We start from the raw sequence: 13,974 nt of genomic DNA on the forward strand, positions 1-13,974 counted from the left end.
CCGAGAGCGAGGCCAAATACTAGTAAAGCTATAATTTTAATTATATTGGGGGTTCAATTAGTATTGGCGAGCAATATCACGAACCACGTGTGCGTGGAACTCAGCCGCTTCTACTACTTCCTTGCGTTTCGCTACTTGAGCAGTACCCACACGCCAGTATGACTCATAATCTTTAGTCATAGTTTTAGGCAGTACTTTTATGTCAATTAGCGTACTAACTGTTTGTTTCTTAGAGTCTTCAATTGCTGCTGCTAATTCTTCCTCAGTAGTTACTGAGTAAGTTTTACAACCATAGCCTTCAGCGACCTTAGCGAAGTCAACCATGACTAGTGGACCAGTCATCTTGCCAGTTTTAGGGTCGCGAGCACGGTTCTCAGTACCAAAGCTTGGAATACCATTACCCATTTGCAGGTTGTTGATACAGCCGAATGCTGCGTTATCAAACAACATAACGTTGATTTTGATTCCTTCCTGAATAGCAGTCTGGATTTCAGAGTGAAGCATCATGAATGAACCGTCACCAACCATTGAGTAAACTTCTTGGTTAGGACAAGCCACTTTAGCGCCCACAGCAGCGTTAATTTCATAACCCATACAAGAGTAACCATATTCAAGATGGTAAGTATCTTGTACTTTTGGACGCCACATACGTTGTAGATCACCAGGTAGAGAACCAGCAGCACCAACAACAATTGCATCATCGTCAAAATGTTTATCCATGATGCCAAGTACAGTTGTTTGGCATAGCTCAGTACCCAATGTTTCGCGGTATTCAGCTAATGAGTCTTCGAAGTGACCTTCAATCTCTGGCACAAATCCATCACCGAAACGAATGTTGTATAAACGATCCATTTCGTCGTTCCAGATTTTCTTAGCTTCAGCAATTTCATCTGTGTAAGCAGTTTTATAACCTGTTGCTTTCAGCGCTTCTTTCAGGGCGTTCAATCCAACTCTTGCATCAGCAACAATTGAAGTTGCGTCCATCTTCATTGCGTCAAACTCTGCAACGTTGATAGTAAGAACGTCCTCCGCACCAAATAGAGATTTAGATGCTGTTGTAAAGTCAGTAAAGCGAGTACCAACACCGATGATTAGGTCTGCTTCTTTCGCGATTAGGTTCGCACCCCAGTTACCAGTCGTACCCATACCACCGATATTTAATGGATGATCGAATGGGATAGCACTTTTCCCTGCCTGAGTCTCACCGAATGGAATGTTAAATTCTTCAGCAAACTCTTTAAATGCTGCGTGAGCTTCAGAATAGCGAACACCACCACCACATACGAGAAGAGGTTTTTTCTTGCGGCTGATAAGAGCCACTGCGTCTTTCAACATACCTTCTGTTGGGATACGACGCTCAAATCTGTGAACGCGCTTCTGGAAGAAGTATTCAGGGAAGTCATATGCTTCGCCTTGAACGTCTTGTGGAAGACAAACGGTTACTGCACCAGTATCTGCAGGATCAGTCAATACACGGAATGCGTTAATCATTGCAGTCATCAACTGTTCTGGACGGCTAACGCGATCCCAGAAACGTGACACAGGTCTAAACGCATCGTTAGTAGTTAACGAACCATCGTGGTATTGTTCCATCTGTTGCAACACTGGATCTGGCTGGCGAGTAGCAAATGTGTCACCAGGTAAATATAAAACCGGAATACGGTTTGCAGTAGCACAAGCAGCTGAAGTAACTAAGTTAGCGGCACCAGGACCAACTGAAGAAGTTACAGCGTAGATTTTTTTGCGTTTGTTTTGTTTAGCAAAACCCATCGCAATATGGCCCATGCCTTGTTCATTACAACCTTGGTGTACGGTCAAATCGCCTGGATCTTCTTCTAAAGCTTGTCCCAGACCAACAACGTTACCATGGCCAAATATTGTATATACGCCCTGTACAAATTTTTGTTCTACACCATCGACTTCGATGTACTGTTGATTCAAAAATTTAACTAACGCTTGTCCTACTGTCATTCTTATGGTGTTCATAACCACTCTCACTCCGAAATACCTAAAATTGGTAGCACCCAGTAAGCTCATAGAGCCGGATATGTCCTAAACATAATGCAACTATATGGAATATAATTTTCATTTCAATCAAATTTTGAAATAAAAACTTCTTTTGTGATCACGTTAAAATTGTGAGCATATTATTGTGTAAAACACTAACCAATAACAAAACGAGATTAAAAACCTATTTAAATTGAAACAAAAATTTCATAAAATCATTCTTGATGGAATTTATAATCCGATTGAGGATGTTCCCTACGTATTTGCATTAAGCAAGCAAGATTGAGGTTAGAAAATGTCAAAATTACTCTCCAAGTACCACGCTCCAGACGAAAATTACTGTACTCAAAAAATCACTCCAGAGAACGCTGGATGGGGCTATGTAGGCTTCCAAGCTTATGAGCTAACTGAAGGTCAATCAATTAGTATGCCTGCGTCAGACAACGAGTTTTGTCTGGTTCTTGTTGGTGGTAGAGCTACGATTACGACTGATTCTTGCACTTTTGAAGACATCGGCGACCGTATGGATCCGTTCGAGCGCAAAAAACCCTATTCTGTTTATGTGACCAAAGGTGAAGGCTTCACTGTTAAAGCGACAACAGCCCTTGAGCTAGCAGTATGTCAAGCGCCAGGTAAAGGTACTTATCCAACTCGTCTAATCGGTCCTGATGATGTTGGCTCAGAAAAACGTGGTTTCGGTAATAACAAACGTTACGTTCAAAACATTCTTCCTGATTCAGCTGAAGCAGACAGTCTACTTGTAGTGGAAGTGTTTACTGATGAAGGTTGTACAAGTTCTTATCCTAGTCACAAACACGACACAGATAATGAGCCAAATGAAACCTATCTTGAAGAAACTTACTACCACCGTCTGAACCCTAGCCAAGGCTTCTGTCTACAACGCGTCTACACAGACGACCGTTCTCTAGACGAAACTAATGCCGTTTATAACAAAGACGTTGTTAAAGCGCCTAAAGGTTACCACCCAGTAGCAACAATGGCTGGTTACGATAACTATTACCTAAACGTAATGGCAGGGCCAACAAGAAAATGGCTATTTACGTGGGAAGAAGACCATAACTGGGTTAATAGCGAAGTATATAAAAACAAACACGGTGAATAATTCACGACGTTGTTAAGAAAAAGCTGCCATTGGCAGCTTTTTTATTTTCGTTAAAAAATGGGCTCTCCTGCCTCATCTGCTTCAACAATGTCTGTTTCAGATAACGCATGTTCTACCCACTCTGCCAGTACCGGTGAATTTAAAACAAAATCAACATATTTCTGGGCATCATCTTCAAGAATCACCCGATATGTTTTAAATCGAAGGACAACGGGTATAAACATCGCGTCAGCAATCGAGAAATCACCAAATAACCAACCATCGTTAATCTCCTGATTATTCGTACGCATTCTTTCTGCAAAGATATCTTCGATACGTAAAATATCTTTCCTTACAGATTCAGAGACATCTACCCTGCGTTCAGCACGAATATTCATTGGCATTGCCGCTCTTAAGGCCATGAACCCTGAGTGCATTTCAGCGGCAATTGCGCGAGCTTGTGCTCTTCGCGCTAAATCTCCCGGCCACGCTTTTCCTGATAAGTATTTATCATTGATGTATTCACATATCGCCAGAGAATCCCAAACTGTCAGGTCATCATCAACAAGACACGGAACTTTCATACTTGGACAGACAAGTTTAAGTTCTTCATAAAACTGAGGAGTATCCAGAGATAACGGTTTTTCTTTAAAGTCTAGATTAAAAAAACGCATTACCATCCAGGCCCTAAGTGACCAAGTCGAATAGTTTTTGTTTCCAATGTAAAGTTCCATGACCTTTTCCTAGCTCTTTTTGTTGTTGTATCCTAATCCCTTCCAAGTAGCGAAACATCTTTGAAAGGACTATTTTAGAAACTTTCTTCAAAACTGTGAGGCAGTTTTATTTTCTTTAGCAGTGGCGTTAATTCTTCTGTCGATAACGGTCGATGAAATAAATACCCCTGGAAATATTCACAACCATTTTCGCTCAAAAACATCAATTGACTCTGCGTTTCAACGCCTTCTGCTACCGTTTCGAGATCCAAATTGTGAGCGAGACTAATTATGGTTGAACAGATCTTCCCATCTTCCATCAACACATCACACTCGTTGACGAAGGACTTATCTATTTTTAACACGTCAATCGGTAAGCGCTTAAGGTAGTTAAGCGAAGAATAGCCCGTGCCAAAATCATCTATCGATATTCTCATACCTAAAGCACGAATCGATGACATGGCAGATATACAACGCTCGATATCCGAAACGAGTACGCTCTCTGTGATTTCAATTTCGAGCAACCGTCCATCAACATCAGTTTCCTCTAGTTTGCTCTGAAGATAATGAATGAATCCTGAGGAAGTTAGCTGCTTTCCTGAGATATTAATTGATATAGGTACAACCGGTATTGCATCATTTTTCCATTGGCGAATCTGTTTACATGCGCTATCAATAACTCGTTCACCAAGCTCTATAATCAGGTTTGACTCTTCAGCAATGGGGATAAATTGCGCTGGCGAAACCATACCTTCTTCCCGATGGTTCCATCGACAAAGCGCTTCCATTCCAATAATAGTGCCATCCTGCATCACTTTTGGCTGATAAAGTAAAAAGACTTTATCTGTCCAAAGGTCTTCTCGTAAGTCGTGTTCGTATGTGTAACGCTGAGTTGTAGCCAAAGCCATGCTTTCTTCAAAAAATTGGTAGTTATCACGCCCTTTGACTTTAGCGTCATACATTGCAATATCAGCACACTGAATTAATTTATCAGCGGAGATTCCCTGAGTCTTGGTTATCGCAATACCAATACTCGTCGGGATATTAACAAGATAACCATCCAAATCGACCGGGCTGCGCATGATACTCAGGATTTCTTCTGCCTTTTGCCGGGCAAGTTCATGAGTGATACGCCCACGCATCAGGATAATAAATTCGTCCCCACCCCATCGTGTAATCACGTCTGACTCTCTGGTTACAGTCGTTAGACGGCTGGCGACTTCACAAAGCAATCCATCACCCGCTTTATGGCCCATGGTGTCGTTGATCCGTTTAAACTTGTCCAAGTCAAGAAAAAACACCACGATACTTTCTTCGCCAACCAGAAACTGCTTAAGGGCCTTATCAATACAATCAATAAGATAAGTTCTGTTATAGAGGCCGGTTAAAGAATCACTATAAGCGAGCTGACGTAACTTAGCTTGGAGTTTTTTATGTCGGGTCACATCTCTGATATTCAGAACGTACTCTCCGCGATTTCCCGAGAGCGATTTAGAATAGGTAATCGAAACTTCAGCGGGGAACTCAGAATCCCCTTTCCGCTTCATAGTAAGATTATTTCTTCGATTGAGTAAGAGTCCATCATGCATAGAGAATCGATGGTGAAGACTCTTTAATACATGGTATTGCTGTGACTTTGGAACCAGATATTCAATAAAACTTTTACCCTGAATTAAAGTTCGAGCCCAATCGAATGCCCTTTCAGCGGATGGGTTAAACTCTAAAATGGTCCCCATCTCATCAATTGTCACAATGCAATCCATTGATGAGTCTAAAATCGCACTTTTGCGTTGCTCACTCGACTGATACTGTTCTATCGCAGAGTCTCGAGCCTCAATCTCAGTGTTAACACGCTTTATCACTTGGTTATATTGCTGCGCGATAATTCCGACTTCTGTGAAAGGTTCTTCCGGTACAGGCTGAGAAAAATCCCCTTCTTTCTGCTGCGCTTGCATAGAAACAAGCAGATCCAGTAGCTCTGTTGCAGAATGGTGTTCTGAAACGTTCATTCCAATTTTTTCGTCTTTTAGCGAAACACGTAAAGGAATGAAACGATTTACCAATCTCAAACACACATATCCAACAGCAAAACACCACCCACAAATGACTAAAATGCCCAAAATTTGTACTAGAACTTGGTGTATGCGAGATAATCCCGTATCCATGATTGAGAGATCACCTAACAATCCGACAGACAGGACGCCCCAGATGCCACAAAATAAATGGGCTGGAATAACACCAATGGCGTCATCGATTTTCAAATGGAGCAACCAAAGCTCGCCGTAATAAACGATAATACCAGCGACAACCCCAATAATAACGGCACTGCTTGCACTCACAGCAAAGCAACCTGCCGTTATACCCACTAGACCACCAACAATACCATTCAGTAACATGGTGACATCAATATATTTATGCTGAACATAGTTAATCGCGCCTGTCATGATTCCACCAAAAGCAGCAGCAAGGCAGGTATTTAATAAAACAACAGGAACGCTTTGATCAAATATAAGTGAGCTACCACCGTTAAAACCGAACCACCCGAACCAAAGTAGTAAGACGCCAAGAGCAGAAAACGGAAGGTTACTACCCTGAGGCATTTGACGTTCGCGGCTAAAACGCCGAAATCTGGGGCCAATAATGAGAACGGCAACAAGGGAAACACAACCGCCTACACCATGAACAACCATTGAACCAGCAAAATCAATAAATCCCAGTCGTTGAAGCCAGCCCGCATTATTGTCATCTATTAACCCGCCCCAAGCCCAGTGACCAACAACTGGGTAGATAACCGCACTAAGGATACAGGCGCTCCATAGATAACCATTAAAGCTCATCCGTTCCGCTACAGCACCAGACATGATAGTCGTTGCTGTTCCACAGAACATAAGTTGAAAAAGAAAAAAACTGATTACCCAAGTACTGTGAGATTCGTCGAAGGCATAATCTGATACGCCAATGAGACCATGAAAGCTCTGACCAAACATGACAGCAAAACCTATCGCCCAGAACAGAGCAACAGCGATAATAAAGTCCGCAACGTTCTTGGCAGCAACGTTGATACTGTTCTTACTTCGAATCCTTCCGCTTTCCAAACATAGAAAACCGGCCTGCATCGTAAATACCAGTAAGGCAGAAATAATCAGCCAAAAATTTTCTTCCATGAGAGTCTCTTGAAGTACAAAAGTATCGCTATTCCAATAAGATACGCTTGATATTGATATTTAAAGTTATACCGATATCATACTTTTATCATATTTGATACAAAAACGTTTCACAAATGTTAAAAAATATTACAGAGATTATAGCTGCTGATATGCGGAGTTCTTTAGTGAATTCAAATTAGTTTTGTCTGAGTTGATGCAATTCATTGTCGTAAAGCTGACAAAATACGTTTCTAAGCTATCCCAAACGTACTGATACCGTTATAAACAAATGGTACACGAATTGCTGCAGAGTCTTGTTGATAAGCAATGTAGTGAGGAAAACTCGTGAAGTTATGTAAGCATGGTGAATTAGAATTGTCATCTCTGGACGAGAACTTTTCACACTTTAAAACTAGGAAGCTGGAAAAAGGGGCTATTCTCAGCTCACCTCGTGACCAAAACAATAGCGTATTTTTCCTTAAATCTGGGCGACTCAAAGTGTATTTGTGCTATGGCGATAAAGTATTGACTCTGAGTATCCTCAATCCAGGAGACATTTATTGCACTCACACACGCGCGTTCGTTGAAGCACTGGAAGATGTCGAAGTAAAACATTGTGACCTGCCGTCTTTTTCGAGACAGATCCATGACAGGCCCGAACTGATCACTACCGTTACAAGAGTACTTTCAGAAACCCTCTCTGGCTGTATCAATACAATAGAAAATTTGGCTTTTAGAGATGTGAAAGCCCGATTTGCTTGCTATTTATTGGGACAAATCCGGGCAGAACAGGAAGTCATCCAGTTGACTTTGAGTATCGAACAAATTGCCCAAATTATTGGCACAAGCCGACAAACACTCTCAACTCTAATTTCTGAATTACATAGAGATAGTATTGTTGAACGGGTAGAGAGGGGATCATTGAAGATTCTCAATCATCAGGAATTGGAAAAAATAGCGGCTTTTTAATGGAACGTCAGCTACCTGACAGACATATCGCTTAACTTTTCATAGAGTATGTAATATCAGGAACGAAGAATAAGGATATGACTATGCAAACCACGATAGTAAGAACTCAATCTCAATACAGCCCAATATCAGATGAAGTGAAAACAGAGGAGATGTTGGACAGAGTACTGGGACTCATTGATAACTTCAAACAAGACAACAAATTCTGGCAGCACTTTAAACAGAAAGCGATTGCGATGAAAAATGGCCAAGGCCCTAAAACCGATGCTCAGTTTCTCTTACATAGTAATGTCTACTATTTACGTGAGCTTTTCGAAGACTGTGAAGATGAGGAAGGACTGAACATTCTCGAAGAATTAGAACGAGATTGCTTTTAAAATAAGCCAGACGATTGTCTGGCTTATTCATGATACGGTTAAGCAGTGTTAGCGATTTTCAAAACGATTGTAATCAAGTAACCCATATTCGACTGGATCATTTTCTCGATACCACTTGTTAACTCGGTCACTAAACGACCAAAATTGAGAGTCAGTTCTGCGGACTCCATATAAATCGAGAAGATGGATATAATCCTCTTCAGATTTAAGGTTCTGCATAATATTAACAAATGCACTAACATCAGACTCTTGCAGAGAAATAAATGCTGCCGGGTAACTGCCTAGCACACCATGCACTAGAGTAAGCGTATCATTTCTATAGTCCCTGCTATCTTCTTCATCAAACAGACTCGAAATATTCTTATGGGCGTTGTTGTGCAGTAAAGTAAACAGTTCATCATGCCCTGACTCACTGCGTACCAGAATTGTAATTATCTGCGGCAACATAGAAATATTTTTACCTCTAACCAAACTAATTTGTTGTAGCCGTTTTTCGTTTGCGTCAGATAAGTTGGTATTCGCTATATCAAAACGTGTCGATAATACCGGTGCTAATTTTGCTCTGAGTTTATCGTATAGCTCAGCTTTGGGATTATCAGTTTGATACTCTACCGACGTTGGCTGATTGAAAGGTTCAACGTTTCGCAATAAGAAATCACTCAGGTTTGAGTCTTTGTCGCGATACCAACTAGAAAGCTCTGCGTGACGCATAATTTTTGGCAATAGCGCCATGAAGTTACTTTCACCTTCCAAACGCATAAAATCCATAAACAGTCGTGTCATTAATTGGTGACCAAAATTACCATATACATCAAACCCAGCGACTAACAGATAGTGGATACGTTCGAGAAGCTCATAGTCCATGATCCAAGCTGTTTTTGGCTTCATACCAACCAACCCCTGAACAACAGAAGCACTATCAAAGTGACGGTATACTGTCAGCGCAGCATTCGGATTCACTCCGTCACCATCCCAAATCAAATCAGTAGTCATGTAACGACCACCTTCAAACTGTGTATTGATGAATTTCGATTTGGCCTTTAGATAATTAGCCTGCTGGACCGAAAACTTAATCCAATTAGTCAATGGAAGTGTATTACTCTCATCTTCAGCCGGTAGTCGAAGATTATCGCGCTGAGACTGATAAAACTCGTTAACTTGTGGTACATCGGATTTATCTGGGTCGATAAAAAACACCCAGAAGTGATCATTTATAACGTTTAAAGCTAACTGACCACGACAGACGGGCCCTTTAATAAAGGACATTATTGTATTTTGCGCGTTGTCGAGCATAAAACGGAAACGGCTGTGTACAGGTAGTTGTGCAAAGGATGTCATCGGGTTTGCAGAAACATCCACTTTATAGCCAGGCAAACTATCTACAAGGTAGTCGGCATTCACAAACCACTTTCGCCAATCTTTCAATTTCTTGTTGTCAAGGGCATATGGCATATGAGTCTTATCGACAATCGTACTCACAACGGGAATAAATCGGTAATACACCCGTTCAACACCCGGATTATCGTAGGGTCTGCGAGTCGCGATGAGATCCACTTTTTGACCCGGTGGTGTTTTGGATCGAATCAGTTGAAAAAAGACAGGACGGCTGGCTTTTGGAGTTACATCCGCAAAATAGAGATGAGACAGAAAAAGATGCTCATAGATATATCGCGCCGCGAGTCTGTTCTTTAATGAGTTTTGGTTTAAAAACAGCTCAAAACGCTCTATTTGAGCATGCAGTGCAGCACTTATCTGCTCATGCTCAGGCATTTGAGCTCCCGACTTTAACCATGAGATTAACGTTTCATGTTCATCTTTGGTCAGGTTTGGCATCCCATAAGGCATCCCCCAGTCGGGATATTTTGCTTTATAAGCCGGATATTCTTCGATTGTGGGACATTGTTGGTCACGGTTGAGCGAAAAATCGAATCCATCGAGTACTTTTTCCTCTGGTAATGGATGCTCTTTCTTTTGTATCAACATCTGCGCCATCACACTCATTTCTATATTCGGCACAGGCGATTGATTTCTTTCGTTCAAAATAGGGCTAAAGCCCCCAGCTCGCCATTGTGAGGTCGTCTGAGCATCTTCAAAAAGTCGCGTGGGCATCTCTGCAACGAGTCTTGTTCCATCATAGACTTTCTTCTTCGTCGCGCCTCTGTCGATACCTTCAGTCGAAGAGAACTTCAATTGACATGGGGCATCGTAGCAAGCGTGGCATACGACACACCTTGAATCTAAAACAGGCTTAACTTCTTGTTCAAAAAACTTCCCAGCTTCACTATCGCGTGCGACAGTTCGTTCTCGCACAGATGACTTGCCATAAATATCGTCATAGTGAAACGCGGCATACACAGAACACCCGGAAAAAAGAAATAACACACTTAAGACAAACCACTTTTTCATTTTCATAGATACATCCACCATTGCTCACGCTAAGTTAAACAGCTTTTATCACGCCGCTCCAGTGATTCTTATGATCTTTTTGATAGCGAAGTAGGATCTTTCTGTCTAATTAGGTCAAAATCCTCTTTACAATTAGTAAGCATTACTTATTATCTGCATTAGATAATATATGTAATGGCAATATAATTATGGCAAAACCAACTCTGGGCTACCTAATGTGGGACATCATTCGAGAAATACGTAAATTATTTCAAGAAGATCCCAGACTATCTTGCTTAACGCTCTCTCAGGCTAAAGTTCTTTCGTGCATTTATCACAATGAAGGAATCAAACAAGTTGAACTGGCCGATTACCTTGACCTATCACCAATGACAGTAGTTCGATTAATCGACTTTCTAGTTGCAGAAGAGTTGATTTCTCGCCAGCCAGATCCCAGTGACCGTAGAGCTCACCTTCTTTATATCGAGCCAAAAGCCGAATCAATTATGGAGAAAGTCAAATTGGTCAGTGATGACATCTGGGCCAAAGCGCTAGAAGGCTTGAGTGCACAGCAAATTACGGGTTTAACAGCAAGTTTAGAGCAGATTAAAAAGAATTTAAGAGATAAAGAGAAGTAACATGGCAGTAGAAAACCAGACATCACAAGAACAATCCGCCTCTGTTGTTAAAAAGCCCAAGAGCAAATTAAAGCGAAACTTTTTCCTTTTCGCTTTGCCCGTTTTAGCTATCTCTGGTGGCGTAATCATCTACTTAAATAGTGGTCGATATGTTTCTACTGATAATGCTTACGTTAAATCCGACATTACGTCTATTGCCCCAGAAATTGCAGGACGAGTTAAGTCTGTCAGTGTAAAAGAAAATGAATCGGTGAAGTCAGGACAGTTGCTTTTTACGCTTGATAAGACACCGTTTGAGATAGCCGTTGAGAAATCCAAAGCCAACCTCAATGACGTAAAAACAGATCTTCTCACCATGCAAGCCAACTACGAAAGTAAAAAAGCTGAAATTGCCGTAGCAAAAAGCCAGCTATCCTACCTACATAAAGATGAGCTTCGCCAGAGAAACCTGCTGAAAAGAAAATATATCTCCCAAGCTGAATTTGATGCTGCACAGCAAAAAACAGAAGTTCAAGCTCTCCAGATAAAAGCGCTGGGTAAGCAATTGCAACAGATAAAGGAAAGCCTTACTGGACTGGTTGATTCTCCTATTACTCAGCACCCTAAATATCAAAATGCGTTAGCCGAACTGAATCAGGCACAAAACGACCTAACACACGTTAATATCTACGCGCCAACATCAGGTATTGTGACTAAAGTGCTTGAAACTGGTCAGTTTGTCTCACCTGGCAGTACTTCGATGATGCTGGTATCCGATCATAATATGTGGATTGAAGCTAACTTTACTGAGTCTGATATGACGCATGTAAAACAAGGCCAACCAGTCGACATCGAAATCGACTATGCTCCAAACCATGAATGGCACGGAACAGTAACCAGTATTGCGCCTGCGACAGGATCTGAGTTTTCCATTATTCCCGCTCAGAATGCAACCGGAAACTGGGTAAAAATCACACAGAGAATCCCAGTAAGAATTCACTTCCAAAGTCAATCTGATGCGCCAGAACTGAGAGCAGGACTGAGTGCGGTTGTCACCATCGATACTGGGTTTAAACGCCAGTTATCTCTTTAATCGATGGTGGAAGTTTAAGTGAGTAGCATTAGCTCCCCTACAAGCAATATCGATAGCAGTAAGCAGAAACTTATAACGTTCTCGATCATGCTTGCGACTATCATGCAAGCACTTGACACGACGATCGCTAACGTTGCTTTGCCTCATATGGAAGGCGCAATGAGTGCCACTCAGGATCAAATATCTTGGGTCCTTACTTCTTACATTGTCGCGTCAGCCATTGCTATGCCATTAACAGGACTGCTCTCTGCGCGAATCGGCCGGAAAAAGCTATTTCTGTACTCCATTGTGGGTTTTACCGTAACCTCAGTATTATGTGGTATGGCTCAATCGCTGGATCAGATCATCATATTTCGTTTACTTCAGGGGATCTTTGGCGCAAGTTTGGTACCTTTGTCTCAGTCAATACTCCTTGATACCTATCCTACAGAGCAGCATGGTTCAGCCATGGCACTGTGGGGCGTCGGTGTTATGGTTGGACCTGTATTGGGTCCCTCTCTCGGAGGATGGTTAACCGAATACTACAGTTGGCGCTGGGTTTTTTATATCAACTTACCTTTCGGCATTCTTGCCTGGCTCGGTATTGCTAATTATGTCTCCGAAACGCCTATCGATAAGAATCGACGATTCGATATTTTTGGTTTTACCTTACTCGCAATAGCAATCGGTAGCCTACAAATGCTTCTGGATAGAGGTGAATCGCAGAATTGGTTTAATAGTGTTGAGGTCGTTATCGAGGCTTGTCTTGCTGCTGTTTCACTTTATATGTTTATTACTCATAGCCTTACAGCAAAACAGCCATTTTTAAACCCAACAATATTTAAAGATAAAAATTTTGTCATCGGTTTAGTCTTTATTTTTATGGTTGGGATTATTTTGCTCGCCACAATGTCGCTACTACCACCTTATCTACAGAATTTAATGGGGTACCCTGTATTGGATGTTGGTATCGTGATGAGTCCAAGAGGATTAGGAACCATGGCTGGAATGATGCTGGTTGGTAAATTAGCAAATAAGGTCGACTTAAGACACCTGATTACCATCGGACTGATTTGTATGACGTACTCTCTCTGGGATATGACCCATTTTTCAGTCGACATAACAAACTACGACATTATCAGAACTGGCGTTATCCAAGGACTGGGCTTGGGGCTGGTTTTCGTGCCCCTATCAACATTGACATTCTCTACGCTAGCAAAAGAATTTCGTAATGAGGGAACCGCTCTTTATAGCTTAGTTAGGAGTATCGGCAGCAGTATCGGTATATCCGTTGTCACCACATATTTATCGCAACGAATACAGATAAACCATGCCAGCTTCGCCACTTACATTTCACCATTTAATGAAGGTTTGGTTCAAGCGTCATCGTCCGGGGCTCTGACAACTCAAACAACCTCTGGGCTTGTAACGGTAAATAACCTGGTCACGGAGCAAGCGACAATACTCGCCTATCTTCAGGATTTCCGCTTTATGATGTGGATTTGTATTTTCATGTTTCCACTACTCTTCTTACTTAGAAAACCTAACCAATAATTGCTTTATTATAAAAAGCCAGACTCTTTTAT

General features: G+C 41.6%; 10 protein-coding genes. 6 read left to right on the top strand and 4 right to left on the bottom strand.

Annotated elements, in window-relative coordinates:
* Nucleotides 1-57 precede the first annotated feature (57 nt).
* Nucleotides 58-1,986, bottom strand: a complete 1,929-nt coding sequence (gene iolD / locus EES38_RS13370) for a 3D-(3,5/4)-trihydroxycyclohexane-1,2-dione acylhydrolase (decyclizing) (protein WP_124937710.1) — start codon at nt 1,984-1,986, stop codon at nt 58-60.
* A gap of 316 nt (nt 1,987-2,302) precedes the next feature.
* On the opposite strand from iolD, the gene iolB reads away from it, so the two are divergent.
* On the top strand, nt 2,303-3,130 hold the full coding sequence (iolB, locus tag EES38_RS13375; RefSeq protein ID WP_124937711.1) for a 5-deoxy-glucuronate isomerase: 828 nt from the start codon (nt 2,303-2,305) through the stop codon (nt 3,128-3,130).
* Nucleotides 3,131-3,180: 50 nt separating this feature from the next.
* Here iolB and EES38_RS13380 read toward each other — a convergent pair whose 3' ends face one another.
* Nucleotides 3,181-3,843 (bottom strand): glutathione S-transferase family protein, encoded by a 663-nt coding sequence (locus tag EES38_RS13380; protein WP_124937712.1) that lies wholly within the window; start codon nt 3,841-3,843, stop codon nt 3,181-3,183.
* Between the two features lie 74 nt (nt 3,844-3,917).
* Nucleotides 3,918-6,986, bottom strand: coding sequence for an ammonium transporter (gene amt, locus EES38_RS13385; RefSeq protein ID WP_124937713.1), 3,069 nt, complete (start codon nt 6,984-6,986; stop codon nt 3,918-3,920).
* 327 nt (nt 6,987-7,313) lie between these two features.
* Here amt and EES38_RS13390 point away from each other — a divergent pair, with 327 nt between their 5' ends.
* Both EES38_RS13390 and cowN read left to right on the top strand, forming a co-directional pair.
* On the top strand, nt 7,314-7,937 hold the full coding sequence (locus EES38_RS13390) for a Crp/Fnr family transcriptional regulator (protein ID WP_124937714.1): 624 nt from the start codon (nt 7,314-7,316) through the stop codon (nt 7,935-7,937).
* Nucleotides 7,938-8,020: 83 nt separating this feature from the next.
* A complete protein-coding gene (gene cowN / locus EES38_RS13395) occupies nt 8,021-8,314 on the top strand; it encodes a N(2)-fixation sustaining protein CowN (protein ID WP_166434267.1) in 294 nt (97 codons plus the stop codon).
* A 48-nt stretch (nt 8,315-8,362) separates the two neighbouring features.
* Here cowN and EES38_RS13400 read toward each other — a convergent pair whose 3' ends face one another.
* A complete protein-coding gene (locus EES38_RS13400) occupies nt 8,363-10,726 on the bottom strand; it encodes a fatty acid cis/trans isomerase (protein WP_124937716.1) in 2,364 nt (787 codons plus the stop codon).
* 182 nt (nt 10,727-10,908) lie between these two features.
* Here EES38_RS13400 and EES38_RS13405 point away from each other — a divergent pair, with 182 nt between their 5' ends.
* The 3 genes from EES38_RS13405 to EES38_RS13415 are packed head-to-tail and all read left to right on the top strand — an operon-like array spanning nt 10,909 to nt 13,942.
* Entirely contained in the window at nt 10,909-11,337 is a 429-nt protein-coding gene (locus EES38_RS13405) for a MarR family winged helix-turn-helix transcriptional regulator (RefSeq protein ID WP_124937717.1), read from the top strand.
* Nucleotide 11,338: 1 nt separating this feature from the next.
* Nucleotides 11,339-12,409, top strand: a complete 1,071-nt coding sequence (locus EES38_RS13410) for an HlyD family secretion protein (protein WP_124937718.1) — start codon at nt 11,339-11,341, stop codon at nt 12,407-12,409.
* A gap of 18 nt (nt 12,410-12,427) precedes the next feature.
* On the top strand, nt 12,428-13,942 hold the full coding sequence (locus EES38_RS13415; protein ID WP_124937719.1) for a DHA2 family efflux MFS transporter permease subunit: 1,515 nt from the start codon (nt 12,428-12,430) through the stop codon (nt 13,940-13,942).
* Nucleotides 13,943-13,974 lie beyond the last annotated feature (32 nt).

The organism is Vibrio viridaestus (genome assembly GCF_003856525.1).
GTDB lineage: Bacteria > Pseudomonadota > Gammaproteobacteria > Enterobacterales > Vibrionaceae > Vibrio > Vibrio viridaestus.